The 11,290-nt window shown below is 63.1% G+C and carries 15 protein-coding genes; 8 read left to right on the forward strand and 7 right to left on the reverse strand.

What is annotated here, in order from left to right; genetic code table 11:
- Positions 1–228 precede the first annotated feature (228 nt).
- Together ACK8OE_RS07825 and ACK8OE_RS07830 are read left to right on the forward strand one after the other, a co-directional pair.
- Positions 229–1,935, forward strand: coding sequence for an alkaline phosphatase D family protein (locus ACK8OE_RS07825; RefSeq protein WP_410272092.1), 1,707 nt, complete (start codon positions 229–231; stop codon positions 1,933–1,935).
- A gap of 207 nt (positions 1,936–2,142) precedes the next feature.
- The gene (locus ACK8OE_RS07830) at positions 2,143–2,664 is read left to right on the forward strand and encodes a DUF1993 family protein (RefSeq protein WP_290796158.1); all 522 of its coding nucleotides are present in this window, start codon (positions 2,143–2,145) and stop codon (positions 2,662–2,664) included.
- On the opposite strand, the gene ACK8OE_RS07835 is transcribed toward ACK8OE_RS07830, so the two are convergent.
- The 3 genes from ACK8OE_RS07835 to ACK8OE_RS07845 are packed head-to-tail and all read right to left on the reverse strand — an operon-like array spanning position 2,643 to position 4,766.
- The gene (locus ACK8OE_RS07835) at positions 2,643–3,746 is read right to left on the reverse strand and encodes a saccharopine dehydrogenase NADP-binding domain-containing protein (RefSeq protein ID WP_410272093.1); all 1,104 of its coding nucleotides are present in this window, start codon (positions 3,744–3,746) and stop codon (positions 2,643–2,645) included. The two genes, ACK8OE_RS07830 and ACK8OE_RS07835, sit on opposite strands and share 22 nt — an antisense overlap.
- Positions 3,736–4,344, reverse strand: a complete 609-nt coding sequence (locus tag ACK8OE_RS07840; protein WP_410272094.1) for a DUF4166 domain-containing protein — start codon at positions 4,342–4,344, stop codon at positions 3,736–3,738. The genes ACK8OE_RS07835 and ACK8OE_RS07840 overlap by 11 nt, the downstream gene beginning before the upstream one ends.
- On the reverse strand, positions 4,341–4,766 hold the full coding sequence (locus tag ACK8OE_RS07845; protein WP_410272095.1) for a DCC1-like thiol-disulfide oxidoreductase family protein: 426 nt from the start codon (positions 4,764–4,766) through the stop codon (positions 4,341–4,343). The genes ACK8OE_RS07840 and ACK8OE_RS07845 overlap by 4 nt, the downstream gene beginning before the upstream one ends.
- 53 nt (positions 4,767–4,819) lie before the next feature.
- On the opposite strand from ACK8OE_RS07845, the gene ACK8OE_RS07850 reads away from it, so the two are divergent.
- Both ACK8OE_RS07850 and ACK8OE_RS07855 read left to right on the forward strand, forming a co-directional pair.
- Positions 4,820–5,281 (forward strand): DUF2269 family protein, encoded by a 462-nt coding sequence (locus ACK8OE_RS07850; RefSeq protein ID WP_410272096.1) that lies wholly within the window; start codon positions 4,820–4,822, stop codon positions 5,279–5,281.
- 62 nt (positions 5,282–5,343) lie between these two features.
- Entirely contained in the window at positions 5,344–5,970 is a 627-nt protein-coding gene (locus tag ACK8OE_RS07855) for a glutathione binding-like protein (RefSeq protein WP_410272097.1), read from the forward strand.
- Positions 5,971–5,998: 28 nt separating this feature from the next.
- Here ACK8OE_RS07855 and ACK8OE_RS07860 read toward each other — a convergent pair whose 3' ends face one another.
- Genes ACK8OE_RS07860 through ACK8OE_RS07875 form a run of 4 tightly spaced genes read right to left on the reverse strand, consistent with a single transcriptional unit; the run spans position 5,999 to position 8,438 of the window.
- Entirely contained in the window at positions 5,999–6,403 is a 405-nt protein-coding gene (locus tag ACK8OE_RS07860; protein WP_410272098.1) for a hypothetical protein, read from the reverse strand.
- Between the two features lie 43 nt (positions 6,404–6,446).
- Positions 6,447–6,923, reverse strand: a complete 477-nt coding sequence (ybaK, locus tag ACK8OE_RS07865) for a Cys-tRNA(Pro) deacylase (protein WP_410272099.1) — start codon at positions 6,921–6,923, stop codon at positions 6,447–6,449.
- 9 nt (positions 6,924–6,932) lie between these two features.
- Positions 6,933–7,970, reverse strand: coding sequence for a threonine aldolase family protein (locus ACK8OE_RS07870; protein WP_410272100.1), 1,038 nt, complete (start codon positions 7,968–7,970; stop codon positions 6,933–6,935).
- A 15-nt stretch (positions 7,971–7,985) separates the two neighbouring features.
- The gene (locus tag ACK8OE_RS07875) at positions 7,986–8,438 is read right to left on the reverse strand and encodes a DUF4442 domain-containing protein (RefSeq protein ID WP_410272101.1); all 453 of its coding nucleotides are present in this window, start codon (positions 8,436–8,438) and stop codon (positions 7,986–7,988) included.
- An 82-nt stretch (positions 8,439–8,520) separates the two neighbouring features.
- On the opposite strand from ACK8OE_RS07875, the gene ACK8OE_RS07880 reads away from it, so the two are divergent.
- The 4 genes from ACK8OE_RS07880 (at position 8,521) to ACK8OE_RS07895 (ending at position 11,289) form a co-directional block, all read left to right on the forward strand.
- On the forward strand, positions 8,521–9,411 hold the full coding sequence (locus ACK8OE_RS07880; RefSeq protein ID WP_410272102.1) for a 2-dehydropantoate 2-reductase: 891 nt from the start codon (positions 8,521–8,523) through the stop codon (positions 9,409–9,411).
- 30 nt (positions 9,412–9,441) lie between these two features.
- On the forward strand, positions 9,442–10,422 hold the full coding sequence (locus ACK8OE_RS07885) for a bile acid:sodium symporter family protein (protein ID WP_410272103.1): 981 nt from the start codon (positions 9,442–9,444) through the stop codon (positions 10,420–10,422).
- A gap of 118 nt (positions 10,423–10,540) precedes the next feature.
- Positions 10,541–10,966 (forward strand): CBS domain-containing protein, encoded by a 426-nt coding sequence (locus ACK8OE_RS07890; RefSeq protein ID WP_410272104.1) that lies wholly within the window; start codon positions 10,541–10,543, stop codon positions 10,964–10,966.
- Positions 10,966–11,289: a hypothetical protein gene (locus ACK8OE_RS07895; protein ID WP_410272105.1), complete on the forward strand. Its 324-nt coding sequence runs from the start codon at positions 10,966–10,968 to the stop codon at positions 11,287–11,289. The genes ACK8OE_RS07890 and ACK8OE_RS07895 overlap by 1 nt, the downstream gene beginning before the upstream one ends.
- Position 11,290: the final 1 nt, after the last annotated feature.

Raw genomic sequence — 11,290 nt, forward strand, 5'->3', positions numbered from 1 at the left:
GGAGGTCCCGAGCTTGCGAGGCGGAGGGGGGCGACGCGGTGCTTAAAACACGCGCTGTTTTTGAAGCTCGCACACTGGGCTCCCTGCGCCTGCCAGTCGGAGGCGTATAAATCCAGAGGCACCCACCCTGTGCATAAGTCTGTGAACAAAACTGTCATGCAGGCGCAATAACCCTGTCACCGAAGCGGCTTATGGCCGGTCCTGTACGCACGGCAGGGGACGGCACAGATGAGCGCGACGTATAAGGTAAGCCGCCGCAAGGCGCTGATGGCCTTCGGTCTGATGGGGGCGGCTCCGGCCGTATCCGGGTCCGGTCAGGCGCCGATCAAGGGCGCGCACTTTGCGCACGGCGTGGCGGCGGGCGACCCGTTGAGCGACCGCCTGATCCTGTGGACGCGGGTGTCGGGTCTTGAGGCCGCCACCGAAGTCGTGTGGCAGATCGCCGAACAGGCCGATTTCCGCACGCTGACCGGCACTGGTCGTCTGGTCACTGACGCCGGGCGCGACTATACGGTCAAGGTCGATGCGGCGGCGCTCAGGCCGGGGCAGACCTATTATTACCGCTTCATCTGTCAGGGCGTGACCTCACCCGTCGGTCAGGCCAGGACCCTGCCGATGCAGACCGATCGCGTCGTGCTGGCCGTTGCTTCTTGCTCGCTGTTTTCCAACGGCTATTTCAATGCCTATCGCGCCATTGCCGATCTGAAAGAGGTCGATGCCGTCCTGCATCTGGGCGACTACATCTACGAATACGGCGCGGGCCTGAATGATTATGGCATGGGCAATGGCCGCCTGCTGGGCCGTATCCCGGAGCCGCCGCACGAGATCGTGTCGCTGGCCGACTACCGCACGCGCCACGCCCAGTATAAGGCCGACGCCGACCTGCAGGCGGCGCACGCCCGCGCGGCGTGGATCTGCGTCTTTGATGACCACGAAATGTGCAACGACCCGTGGATGCACGGGGCCGAAAACCATCAGCCGGATACCGAAGGTGACTTCGATGTGCGCAAGGCCTCGGCGCTCAAGGCTTATCGCGAATGGATGCCCATTCGTGACCCGCAGCCGGGTATGCTGTCCGAAGCCATCTACCGCTCGTTCCGCTTCGGGCAACTGGCCGAGCTGTTCATGACCGAGACGCGCTTTCTGGCGCGTTCCAAACAACTCGACTATCAGACCGATCTCAAGCGCGATGCGGCGGGCAAGGCCGATTACGCCGCCTTCCGCGCCGAACTGAATGCGCCGTCGCGCGAACTGCTGGGGACCACGCAGCGTCAGTGGCTTCAGACGGGCCTGAAGGCCTCGGTGGCCGATGGCGTGCGCTGGCAGGTGTTCGGCAATCAGGTGGTCATGGCCAAGGTCAAGGGTCCGGACCTCAAGGCGCTGTACGGCGAGGAACGCATCGCCGCCATGCTGAAGATGCTGCCGCCCAATGTGGCCGGCGTCATCGGGCCGATGATCGACCTTTTCAGCCAGACGGAAGACCCGCTGCCGCTCAATCTCGACGCCTGGGACGGCTATCCGGCCGAGCGCGAACGCCTCTATGGCCTGATCCGCGAGGCCAGGGCGCGCGCCGTCGTGCTGTCGGGCGACAGCCATCAGGCCTGGGCCAACGAATTGCACGACGCCAAGGGCGAGCGCGTGGCGGTGGAACTGGGCGTTACGGCGATTTCGAGCCCGACCGTGTGGTTCGACCATCTGCTGCCCAATTTCAGCCTCGCTAAAGTGCTGGCGGATCAGAACGACGAAGTGCTGGCCGCCTCGACCGACCGCAACGGCTTTGTGCGCCTGACCCTGACGCCGGAAACGGCGACGGGTGAGTGGGTGTCGGTTTCGACCATCACCGCGCGGGAGTATAGGGTCACGGTCGATGGCACCTTCGTCGCTGAGGCCGAGGCCGATCGTGTGGGGCCGCTGAAGGTAATTTCTGTCGCCTGATACCAAGGTCATTGAAAATGACCCTTGGTATTCCATTCGAGACTGTCTCATGTCACTGAAACATATGAGACAGTCTCGTGTCTTCAACGGCCGGATGCGGTCAGCATCTTCGGCCGTTGGTATTAATGCCAGCTTCGGCCTTGATTGTAATCAGTCCCTGCCCATCTGGGGTGAAGTGCCGCACCGGGCACCCCTAAGAGACTGTCCATGACCCAGATACCGCCTGTTTCCATCTATTCGATGACCGTGCCCGTTCTCATCAATGCGATGAAGAACCTGACCCATATCCTCAGCAAGGCCGAGGCCTTTGCCGAAGCGAAAAAGATCGACCCGTCGGTGGTCATCGAAGCGCGTCTGGCGCTCGACATGCACCCGCTGCGCCGTCAGATACAGTCGGTGTCTGATACGGCCAAGGGGGCTGTGGCGCGCCTGACCGGCACGGAGATCCCCTCCATGGCCGACACGGAAACGAGCTTTGCCGAGTTGAAAGACCGTCTGGCCAAGACCATTGCCTATATCGAATCCGTCGATCCGGCCCTGTTCGATGGCGCCGAAAGCCGCGACGTGGTTCTGAAACTGCCGGGCCGCGAAATCCCCTTTACGGGCTATAGCTATGTGGTGGGTTTCGTCATCCCCAACCTGTTCTTCCACGTGACGACCGCCTACGCCATCCTGCGCCATTACGGCGTCGAACTGGGCAAGACGGATTACCTGCGCGGCGGGTTGTAAACCTCTATATCAAAGCGCTCCAGCGCCGCCAGATAGTCGGAGAGGCTTATCTGGCCAAGGCTGGAGCGCGCGCCGGGGGCAGGGCCCAAATCCACTCCTCCCCCTTTGGCCAGACGTTCGGCCAGCAGGATGGCCGGGACCGAGGGGATGTGCGGCCCGTCGCCATGGCGCGCAATGATGTGCCAGTCGAGGCGCAGCGCCTGCCCGTCCAGTCCTGTGCCCGACAGGACCATAAACATGCCGCCATCGTCGGAGCCCAGCGGATCGAACAGGTCAGCCGCCTTCAGCAGGGGCCTGGCCAGCTTCGGCAGCGGGAATGGCAGCAGCTTCCAGCGCACGCTCCACGACAGGGCCCACAGACCGAGGTGTATGAAACCCAGCTCCAGCCCGGCGCTGAAACGGATCGAGCGTAAGCCATAGGCGGCGGGCAGCAGGTCAAGATCGGGAACATCGCAATCGCCCATCAGGCGCGGTCCCAGATGCGGGAAGACGTGCCGCCGCAGGCCTTGCCAGCCATAGGCCTTCGGATGCCCGGCAAAGGGTTTCAGCGGCTGCCCCACATAGGACAGGATGGCCGCCGTGGTCGCCAGCCCGCGCTCGGCCCCCTGACCGGGGCAGATGCCGAAATCGAGCGCCTCCAGCGTCGCAAAGCGGTCGCGGAAATGGTCCAGTACGGCCGAAGACAGGCACGGCACGGTCGAAGCGCCGCTGATGGCCACAACGCCCGCCGCCCTGGCTGCGGCGTCCAGCCGGTCAAAGCCGACCACGAAATCACGCGCGTCGGACAGATCGACATAGTGTACTCCCGCTGCGATGCAGGCTTCGGCCACGCCATAGTCGGCGTTCTGATACGGCCCGGCGGTGTGTACCACGACGCTGGGCTTATGCGTGCGCAGGGCTTCGGACAAACCGCTATGGAGGTCAAAGGCCGCCCATTGCGCCCCCATCGAGCGGGCACAGGTTTCGGCCTTACTGGCGTCGCGCCCGGCGATGATCACCGGCACGTCACGGCGGATCAGGCCCGCAGCAATGCGCCTGCCGAAATTGCCATAGCCGCCCAGGATCAACACCTTACCCGTCAAGACGCATCTCCGTCACGCGAAAGGCCCCGCCATAGCTGTAGAGCTTACCGAGCCACGGGTGGCGCAGTTCCATATACATGCGGAAACGGTCTTCGCCCGTGGCCTCTTCCCACGCATCGCCGCGCCCGGCCAGACCGCTGATCGGCAGGGGCATGTCGAGGCCGAACAACCGCCAGACATAGCCGGCGTGTCGCAACCGCACGCGCCCCTCGTGATAATCGTAATGGGCCTGCCAGCCTATGCCGGTGGCCATGTATTCCGTTACGTGGTGCGGGCGTTTCGACACCATGCGCGAGCGGAAGGTGACGGGATAGCGCCCGGCGAAACAGAAGATGCGCTCAAACACAAAGGCGTCGCTGTCGGGTTCGGAGCGGAAATGCACGCTTACCGGCACGGCCTTGCCCTCATAGGGCGTCAACATGCCCGTCGCCTTGATCAGCCATGAGAAGCGCCGCAGCAGCGGGTGCATCTCGATATCCAGCGTCCCTTCGACGATCACATGATCGCGCGTAAACGGGCGGTTGGCGTAGTGGGCCTTGAGCGCCGGGGGCAGGGCCTCCCACTGTTCGGCAAAGATGGCGGCGAAGGTGGGGCTCATATCTGCGTCTTTCCGGCCAATCTGAGGCTGAGGTTACGCCCCGCCCGCAGCAGCGGATAGAGCCAGCGCGTGCGGCGCGGCGAGCGGAACAGCCAGGCGTTGAACCGGTTGAGACCATCGCTGTTCGACCCCAGAAGCGCCAGCCGGTTAAGGGCCTCGGCCCCGTGGTGCCACTGATGGCCATAGATCACGACGATGCCCTGATTGAGGTCAAGCTGACGGGCGCGAATCTCTTTCAGGATAGGGTGGTCGGGGTCGCCGCGCGCATCGAGCGTCTCCAGCCGCCCCACGGCCCGGTTGACGCGATAACCAAGCGCACCGGAGCGGCACAGCACGCAGTCGCCATCGTAGACCAGCCACAGGGTATGAGCGTCTTCCCTGATCTCAGGGGAGGAGCGCGGTGTTTTCGCTGACTTGTCCATTCGATCCCCTGCCTCTATGACAGGGAGTCTAGGCGCGAAGACGAGGGGGATCAATGCTCTATCTGTGGGTGAAGTGGGTGCATGTGGTCTCCTCGACCATCCTGTTCGGCACCGGCATAGGCACGGCCTTTTTCATGTTCATGGCCAATCGTCGCAAAGAGGTGGCGGGCATCGCCTTTGCCTCGCGGCATGTGGTCATAGCCGACTGGCTGTTCACCACACCCGCCGTCATCGTGCAGCTTCTGAGCGGTCTGTGGCTGGTGCATCTGGGAGGGCTGGAGCTGTTTGGCGGCTGGGTGCTCGGGGGATTGATGCTGTATCTCTTTGCCGGCGCCTGCTGGTTGCCGGTGGTATGGATGCAGATACGGATGCGCGATCTGGCGAACGTCGCCTATGCGTCGGGTGAGCCCCTGCCGCCGCTCTACTGGACCTATGAGCGCTGGTGGGTGATCCTAGGGGCGCTGGCCTTTCCGGCGATTGTGGTGGTTTTCTATCTGATGGTCGTGAAACCGTAACCTTGACGTTTGCGGTTTCATGCCCATGTCTTCGGCATACTCGACCTACAAAGGGGAAGACCATGATCGTTCTGCACACCTGGACCACGCCCAACGGCTTCAAGGCCTCCATCGCCCTCGAAGAAATGGGCCTGCCGTATAAGGTGAGGCCGGTCAATATCGGCGCCGATGAGCAGTTCCATCCGGACTTTCTGAAAATCTCCCCCAACAATAAGATCCCGGCCATTGTCGATGAAGAGACGGGCATCAGCGTCTTTGAAACGGGCGCCATCCTCGTCTATCTGGCTGAAAAGACCGGTAAATTCCTGCCCGCCTCGGGCGAAGCGCGTTACAAGGTGCTGGAATGGCTGAACTGGCAGATGGGTGGGCTGGGGCCGATGTTCGGTCAGCTTGGGCATTTTGCGGTTTTTGCGCCGGAAAAGGTGCCCTATGCGCTGAACCGCTATACCAACGAAGCCAAACGCCTGCTGGGTGTGCTGGAAGCGCAGTTGTCGAAGCACGCCTATGTGGCGGGTGATGACTACACCATCGCCGATATGGCCATCTATCCGTGGATCAATACGCTGCGCACCTTCTATCAGCAGGAGGCCCTGCTCACCGACACGCCGCATATCCGGGCGTGGTTCGATAAGGTCGGCGCGCGTCCGGCGGTGCAAAAGGGCCTGACGGTCGGTAAGACGGCGACGTGATCGCCGCCACCCACGCAGGCCAGTCTGTTTAGCCAAGCAGCGCCTTCAGCTCGCGGATTTGCCGCTCATATTCCGCCGGATTGAGGGTTTTCAGCCGTGTCAGATCGTCCTTCCAGCGGTCAAGCCGTTGGGAGGCGCTCCCGGCCTTCAGCTTGTCGATGCGCTCTACCAAGGCCCGCAGTTCCGTATAGGCTTCCTTATCGCGCTGATCGGCGGGCAGGTCGTCGATCAGACAGAGTACCGCCGCGCTCAACTTGCCGATCTGGCGGCCATAGCTTTCCTGTTCGACAATGCGTCTTTCGGTGCCGGGCGCTGACGAATTGTTCTCGGTAATGCTGATCAGTGACCAGCCGCGCAATATGTCCTGCGTCAGGGTGTGCGGCGCGAACCGCCACAATCCGAAGGGATCGAAGAAGGGATTACCGTCCGCCATATGTGCCTCCTGATAGACCACAGGAACACTATCACGGGTTGTGCTATTCCGCCATTACATCCACATATCCGGCATTCAGGACATGCGCAGCCGCATCGGGTGAAATCGACAGCAACAGGCCGCGCTGACCGGCATTGATATAGATGCGGTCATAAAGCTGCGCCGTCTCGTCTATGGCGGTCGGATGGGCTTTGCGCTGACCGAAGGGGGAGATGCCACCGACCTTGAAGCCCGTCACCTTTTCGGCCTCGGGCACCTTCATCATCTGCGCCGACTTGCCCTTGAAGTGCGCCGCCAGCTTCTTCATCGACACTTCGCCGTCCGACGGCACGACAACGCAGACACCCTTGCCATCGACCTCTGCCATCAGGGTCTTGAAGGTCTGCGACGGATCGACGCCCAGGGCTTCGGCGGCCTGCAGGCCGACGCGCGGCGCGTCTGGGTCGTAGGCATAGGGGTGGAGATCAAAGGCGATCCCGGCCTTTTGCAGGGCGGCGGTGGCAGCGGTGGTTTTGGACATGATAAGGTCTCAGCGGCCGGGGAGATGTGTCTGGCAATCCGTCAGAAACGCCGTGACCTCGTCCTCTGTCGTGGCGAAGCTGCATACCAGCCGATAGACATGCTCCCCCGCCAGAGACCACGGATAGAAGCGGTGCCCGGCGGTCTGCAACGCCTCCGCCAGCGCCGGGGGCAGGGTGACAAACAGGGCATTGGCCGCCTGTGGATAGACCAGTGATACCCCCTCAAGCGCGCTCAGTCCTTGGGCCAGACGCCGCGTCATGCCATTGGCGTGCCTTGCCAGGGTTAGCCACAAATCGTCTTCGATCAGGGCCAGCAACTGCGCCGACACGAAGCGCATTTTGGACGGCAACTGCCCCATGCGCTTGTGCCAGTATTCAAAGTCGCGGATCAGGGCAGGGTTCAAAATCACCACCGCTTCGGCTAGGGCCGCGCCCGCTTTGGTGCCGCCAAACGACAGAATATCCACGCCGGTCACGGCCTCGGCCGGCGATACGCCCAAGGCCGCCACCCCATTGGCCAGTCGCGCCCCGTCCATATGGATCAGCAGACCGTGCCGGTCGGCCACGGCCCGCAGGGCGCGCAATTCTTCGACGCTATAGACCGTGCCGATCTCCGTCGATTGGGTCAGGCTGATCACCTTCGGGCGCGCGGCGTGCGGCGCGTGATCCTGCGACAGGGCGACGATGGTCTCAACGCCTTCGGGCGTCAGCTTGCCCAGCACGTCCGGCGCAATCAGGATCTTGGCCCCGGTGAAAAACTCCGGCAGGCCGCATTCGTCGTTCTGGATATGGGCGTCGCGCGTGGCGATCGTCGCTTCGAACGGCCGCATGACAGAGGCCAGCGCCACGCCATTGGTCGCCGATCCGTTGAAGGTCGGGAAGGCCCTGAGGTGCGGATTGCCAAACACCTCGCGCAGGCGGGTATTGAGGCGCGCCGTGATGTCATCCGCGCCGTAGGAGGCCGCGTGGCCTGCATTGGCGGCGCTGAGGGCGGTCAGAACGGCGGGGTGCATGGGGGCGGTATTGTCGCTGGCGAACCAGACCATTCGTCACTCGTGCGGCTATTTCGGAGGCTTTTTCCTCACATACAGCGTCTTGTGCACGCGCGCCACCACCACGCCGGCGTCGTCCACCACATCGACCTCAAATTCCGGCTCCAGCTTGGGCTGGCGGTCGGCCTCGGCGCGGATGCGCGCGATCTCTTCAGGCGGAATGCGGAAAATGGCCGTGACCCGCCCGCGGCCGGGTTTGAGGAAGTCGATGCGCGCCGCCTTGTCCCAGACGATGTAACCGCGCCCCAGATGCGTCATCAGGATGGCCATAAAGAATGGGTCGCACATCATGTACAGCGAACCGCCGAACTGCGTGCCGACCACGTTGCGGTTCCACCAGCGCAGCTTCATCTGCACCTCGATCTCGGTGAAATCGGCATCGGTGCGCACGACGCGGATGCCCGCCCCGATAAATGGCGGATAGTAGTTGATCAGCTTGAAACGTTTGGCAAAGTCGGTCATCACACACCCCGCAGAAGAGGTTTACGTTATCGTCAAAACGCACGACGCGATAGAATCACCTTGGGGAAGGAAACGTAATAAAATGGCGAACATTGTCATCATCGGGCCCGGCGCGGTCGGTCTGAGCGTCGGGGCGGCCCTGATCGACGCCGGTCATCAGGTGGTGTTTGCTGCCCGGCAGGCGTTTTCGCAGCTTAAGGTCGCCAATGCCGGTGAGATGGCACCGCGCCGCCGGGCAACCGTGGTCACCGTGCCAGAGGCGCTCACGCCCGCCGATTGGGTGCTGCTGTGCGTCAAGGCGCATCAGGTCGAAGGGGCAAAGGCGTGGCTGGATGCCACGGTCGGACCGCAGACCCGCGTCGCCATCCTGCAAAATGGCGTAGAGCACCGTGAGCGGGTCACGCCGGTGGTTCCGGCGGAGACGGTGCTGGTGCCGGTGGTGGTCGATATTCCGGCAGGACGCTCGGCACCGGGTGTGGCTGAGTGGCGGGGGCGGGCGGGCTTGCTGACCGCCGATACGCCGGAAGGTCAGGCCTTCTGCGGCCTGTTTACGGGCAGCTTCGTCACGGCGCGCCCGACGCCTGACTATGTGAGCGAAAACTGGAAAAAGCTGTGCGTCAACGCGCCGGGCGGTGCCGTACTGGCGCTGACGGGACAAACCATGCAGGTCTTCCATCAGCCGGGTATTGCCGCGATTGCGCGCGCCATTCTGAGCGAATGCGTGGCCGTGGGGCGGGCCGAAGGCGCGGACCTGCCCGACGCTCTGATTGACACACAGATGGCGCGCTTTATGGCCGCCGCGCCCGACGACACCAATTCGATGTACGATGACCGCGCCGCCGGACGCGAAACCGAATGGGACGCCCGCAACGCCGTCATCGCGCGCAAAGGGCGCGTGCACGGCATTCCGACACCGGTCAGTGATCTGATCGTGCCGCTGCTGGCGGCGCAAAAGGTGGGCGTGCCGGGTTGATTATCGGCCCAAAGACGCCGACAAGGGGGCATGACCGATGCTCCCGCCTTTACGCTGCGTAACCTGATCAAGACCTTCGACCCCTACATCCTGGCCCTGCTGGGCATGGTGGGGCTGGCCTCCATCCTGCCGGTGCGGGGCGACAGTGCTGTGGTCGCCGGCTGGGTCAAGGACGCGGCCATCGTGCTGCTGTTCTTCCTGCACGGGGCCAAGCTGTCGCGCGAAGCCATCTTCGCCGGGTTGATGGCGTGGAAGGTGCATCTGGTGGTGTTCCTGACCACCTTTGCCGTGTTTCCGCTGCTGGGGCTGGGCATTCAGACGGCGCTGAAACCGCTGATGGACCCGATGATCCTGTCGGGCGTGCTGTTCCTGTGCCTGCTGCCTTCGACCGTTCAGTCGTCTATCGCCTTCACGGCCATAGCGGGCGGCAATGTCGCCGCGGCGGTGTGCAGCGCCTCGCTATCCAATATTCTGGGGATTGTGATTACGCCGCTGCTGGTCGCGCTGCTGATGAATGCGACGGGCGGTGGCGTGTCGCTCGATTCCATCATCGACATCGCCCTGCAACTGCTGCTGCCCTTTGTGGTCGGGCACCTGATGCGGCCGTGGCTGAAGGGCTATCTCGACCGGCACAAGACGCTGGTCGGGCGGGTCGATCGCGGGTCGATCCTGCTGGTCGTCTATACGGCCTTTTCGGCCTCGGTGGTCGAAGGCCTGTGGTCGAAGGTGGGCTTAAGCGATCTGGGCCTGATCTTCGTCATCGGGGCCGGGCTTCTGGCGCTGGTCATGGGCGGCACCTGGTGGATGTCCGGGCGCATGGGCCTCAGCCACGAAGACCGCGTGGTGGTGCTGTTCTGCGGATCGAAGAAGTCGCTGGCCTCAGGCGTGCCGATGGCGGGAACGCTGTTTCCGGCCGCCGTGCTGGGGCCAGTTTTGTTGCCGGTGATGCTGTTCCATCAGTTGCAACTGATCGTCTGCGCGTTTCTGGCTCCGCGCCTGAAGATCAGATGAAGATCAAAAATCCCTAAACCGGCGTTTTGCCCGAACCTTAGCTCAGCCCGCGGCGGCCACGGCGAGACCTTATGTGGTGACGCCTATCCTCTCGGTTCAACCCAAAAAGGAGAGGACCATGCTGATCAAGGACGTCATGTGCCGGGACATCAAGATTATCCGCCCGGATACCCCGCTGGCCGTCGCGGCGCGCCTGATGCGCGATTGCGATTGCGGCTACCTGCCCGTGGGCGAAGACGACCGGCTGAAAGGGGCCGTCACTGACCGGGACATTGTGGTGCGGGGTCTGGCTGAAGGCCTGAGCCCCGACGCCCCGGTGTCCGAAGTGATGACCGATCGCATCGTCTATTGCATGGACAGCGACCACGTCGAGGTCGCCGCGCGCCACATGAAGGCCGAGCAGATCCGCCGCCTAGCCGTGCTCGATGCCAACCGTCGTATCGTCGGCGTCGTGTCCATCGGCGATATTGCCCGCGTCACCGAAGACCGCGACCTGACCGGCAGTATCGAAAACGCCGTCGCCGAAGACACGGTGGCCGCCTGATGCCCATACGTGATGAGCTGATCCGCGACGATACCTCGACCGCCCCGACGCGCGACAATATTCTGGCCCTGCTCGACGACCTGATCGACACGGTGAACAATACGCTGCGCGTCGTCACCTATGAGCAGCTCAAACCGGCTTTGCTGGGCTATCTGGAGGCGCATCCGGCAGGAGGTGAGCGTAACAGGCAGCACGCGGCCGACATCCGCCGCCTGATCGACGAGATCGGCGACACCTCGATTCACTCCGAACGCTGGACAGCGCACGCCGGTGAATTGCGCTATGCGGTGAATGAGTATCTGCGCGAAGAGGATCGCGCCTAAC

The organism is Asticcacaulis sp. W401b (assembly GCF_046503825.1).
Lineage (GTDB): Bacteria > Pseudomonadota > Alphaproteobacteria > Caulobacterales > Caulobacteraceae > Asticcacaulis.

Excerpts from the sequence above, each read along its gene's own strand:
- ACK8OE_RS07895 (WP_410272105.1), top strand. The coding sequence starts at position 10,966 with ATGCCCATACGTGATGAGCTGATCCGCGACGATACCTCGACCGCCCCG.
- ACK8OE_RS07885 (WP_410272103.1), top strand. The coding sequence starts at position 9,442 with ATGACCGATGCTCCCGCCTTTACGCTGCGTAACCTGATCAAGACCTTC.
- ACK8OE_RS07830 (WP_290796158.1), top strand. The coding sequence starts at position 2,143 with ATGACCCAGATACCGCCTGTTTCCATCTATTCGATGACCGTGCCCGTT.
- ACK8OE_RS07840 (WP_410272094.1), bottom strand. The coding sequence starts at position 4,344 with ATGAGCCCCACCTTCGCCGCCATCTTTGCCGAACAGTGGGAGGCCCTG.
- ACK8OE_RS07855 (WP_410272097.1), top strand. The coding sequence starts at position 5,344 with ATGATCGTTCTGCACACCTGGACCACGCCCAACGGCTTCAAGGCCTCC.
- ybaK (WP_410272099.1), bottom strand. The coding sequence starts at position 6,923 with ATGTCCAAAACCACCGCTGCCACCGCCGCCCTGCAAAAGGCCGGGATC.
- ACK8OE_RS07845 (WP_410272095.1), bottom strand. The coding sequence starts at position 4,766 with ATGGACAAGTCAGCGAAAACACCGCGCTCCTCCCCTGAGATCAGGGAA.
- ACK8OE_RS07850 (WP_410272096.1), top strand. The coding sequence starts at position 4,820 with ATGCTCTATCTGTGGGTGAAGTGGGTGCATGTGGTCTCCTCGACCATC.
- ACK8OE_RS07870 (WP_410272100.1), bottom strand. The coding sequence starts at position 7,970 with ATGGTCTGGTTCGCCAGCGACAATACCGCCCCCATGCACCCCGCCGTT.
- ACK8OE_RS07880 (WP_410272102.1), top strand. The coding sequence starts at position 8,521 with ATGGCGAACATTGTCATCATCGGGCCCGGCGCGGTCGGTCTGAGCGTC.
- ACK8OE_RS07825 (WP_410272092.1), top strand. The coding sequence starts at position 229 with ATGAGCGCGACGTATAAGGTAAGCCGCCGCAAGGCGCTGATGGCCTTC.
- ACK8OE_RS07890 (WP_410272104.1), top strand. The coding sequence starts at position 10,541 with ATGCTGATCAAGGACGTCATGTGCCGGGACATCAAGATTATCCGCCCG.
- ACK8OE_RS07860 (WP_410272098.1), bottom strand. The coding sequence starts at position 6,403 with ATGGCGGACGGTAATCCCTTCTTCGATCCCTTCGGATTGTGGCGGTTC.
- ACK8OE_RS07875 (WP_410272101.1), bottom strand. The coding sequence starts at position 8,438 with ATGACCGACTTTGCCAAACGTTTCAAGCTGATCAACTACTATCCGCCA.